The 1,748-nt window shown below is 75.2% G+C and carries 2 protein-coding genes; both read left to right on the forward strand.

The annotated features are described in order from the left end of the window. The first annotated feature begins 415 nt into the window (after positions 1-415). The gene (locus ACWEN3_RS46205; protein WP_452984400.1) at positions 416-1,282 is read left to right on the forward strand and encodes an RICIN domain-containing protein; all 867 of its coding nucleotides are present in this window, start codon (positions 416-418) and stop codon (positions 1,280-1,282) included. A 6-nt stretch (positions 1,283-1,288) separates the two neighbouring features. Next, a partial coding sequence (locus ACWEN3_RS46210) for an EamA family transporter (protein ID WP_452984398.1) occupies positions 1,289-1,748 on the forward strand: 460 nt, incomplete at its 3' end.

The following is a 1,748-nucleotide window of genomic DNA, read 5'->3' on the forward strand; positions in this document are numbered from 1 at the left end:
GCTGCACCGTCTCATCCTCGACGAGCTGGCTTTGCGCGGGGAGTTGGACTGGTCGCGGTGTGCGATCGACTCGGTGAACATGCGGGCCTTGAAAGTCCTGAACGCCTCCGGCCTGCCCGAGGGCCCGACCCCGCCGCTGCTGCCGGCGTTCCAGTCGCTGCCGTCCCGCGCCCAGGGCCTGATCTGGTACGGCGTGCTGGAGGAGGAACCCCAGGAGCGGACCGCCGCCTTCCTCGGCCTGAGCGCCACGGACGTGTCCTACGGCGTCCCGCAGGCCCTCAAGGCCCTCGCCCAGGCCTGCCTGCGGCAGCGGCTGGCCGCGTCCGACGACCCGCGCTGCGCCGACTTCCGGCGGCTGATCGAGGAGGCGGTACGGCCGGACGGCCCGCGCCACAGCGCCGATCTGGACGCCCACATGGCGCACTGCCCGCACTGCACGGCCGCCTCCGAGGATCTGCGGGCCCTGCGGGACGCGCCGCGGCAGACGCTGGCGGAGGGGCTGCTGCCGTGGAACGGGACGGCGTACCTCAACCGGTCCGAGCCCCCCGCGCCCGACGTCCCCGTGGTGGCGTCGGGCTGGCCGCCCGGGCGCCGCGTCGCCCTGGCCTCCGCGGCCCTCGGCGTGGCCCTGACCCCGCTGCTGGTGTTCCTGCTCACCCCCGCGCGGGGTTCCGACCAGCAGCGGACGGCGGCGACGCCCACGCCGCCCCCGGTGACGGTGACCGCGACCATCGCGGTCACGCCCTCTCCCTCGGCCTCACCCTCGCCCTCGCCGTCGCCCTCACCGACCCGTACGACCCCCTCGCCGACGCCGACGTCCCCCCGCCCGACCGCGTCCCCGTCGCCCCGGCACACCGCCACGCCCCCGCCGTCGCCCCCCGGCACCTCCCCCGCCCAGGTGGTGAACCTCGACACCGGCCGCTGCCTGGACATCCGCGACGGCAACCTGGACCAGGGCAACGACGTCATCACCGCGCCGTGCTCGTCCTCCAGCACCCAGCGCTGGCGCTACGACACCTACCTGGGCGTGCTCCGCTCGGCGGCCGACGACAGCTTCTGCCTGGACAGCCGGGGCTCGGTCGACCGGGGTGTGGGCATCTGGGGCTGCGACTCGGTCTACGGCCGCAACGGCGACAACCTCCGCTTCACCATCGACTCCGACGGCACGATCCGCCCCGACATCGCCACCGACACGGCCGTCGCCCCGGACGGCGACGACGGGGTCTCCCTGAACCCCCTGGACGACAGCCAGGACCAGCGCTGGCGAGCGGGGGCCCGCTGAGTGCGCGTGCCCGTCCCCCCGGCCCGCGGCGGCCGGCTGACCGACCTTCCCGTGCTGCTGGTCGCGGTGGTGTGGGGCTCCAGCTATCTGGCCGCCAAGGGCGTCACCACGGAACGAACCGTGGTGGCCGTGCTGGTGCTCCGGTTCGCCGTGGCGCTGCCGGTGCTCGCCGCCGTGGGCCTGCGCCGCCTGCGTACGCTCAGCGCCGTCCAGTGGCGCGGCGCCGGGCTGCTGGGGCTGATCCTCGCCGGGATCTTCCTGCTGGAGACGTACGGCCTGGTGCACACCTCGGCGACGAACGCCGGGCTGATCATCAGCCTCACCATGGTGTTCACCCCGCCGGCCGAGAGCCGGGTGCGCGGCACCAGGCTGCCGGGCTCCTTCATGGCGGCGGCCGGGCTGTCCGTGCTCGGCGTTGCGCTGCTGACCCAGGGCGCCGGCTTCAGCGCGCCGACCGGCGGCGACC

It is taken from the genome of Streptomyces sp. NPDC004561 (assembly GCF_053602155.1).

Excerpts from the sequence above, each read along its gene's own strand:
- ACWEN3_RS46205 (WP_452984400.1), top strand. The coding sequence starts at position 416 with ATGGCGCACTGCCCGCACTGCACGGCCGCCTCCGAGGATCTGCGGGCC.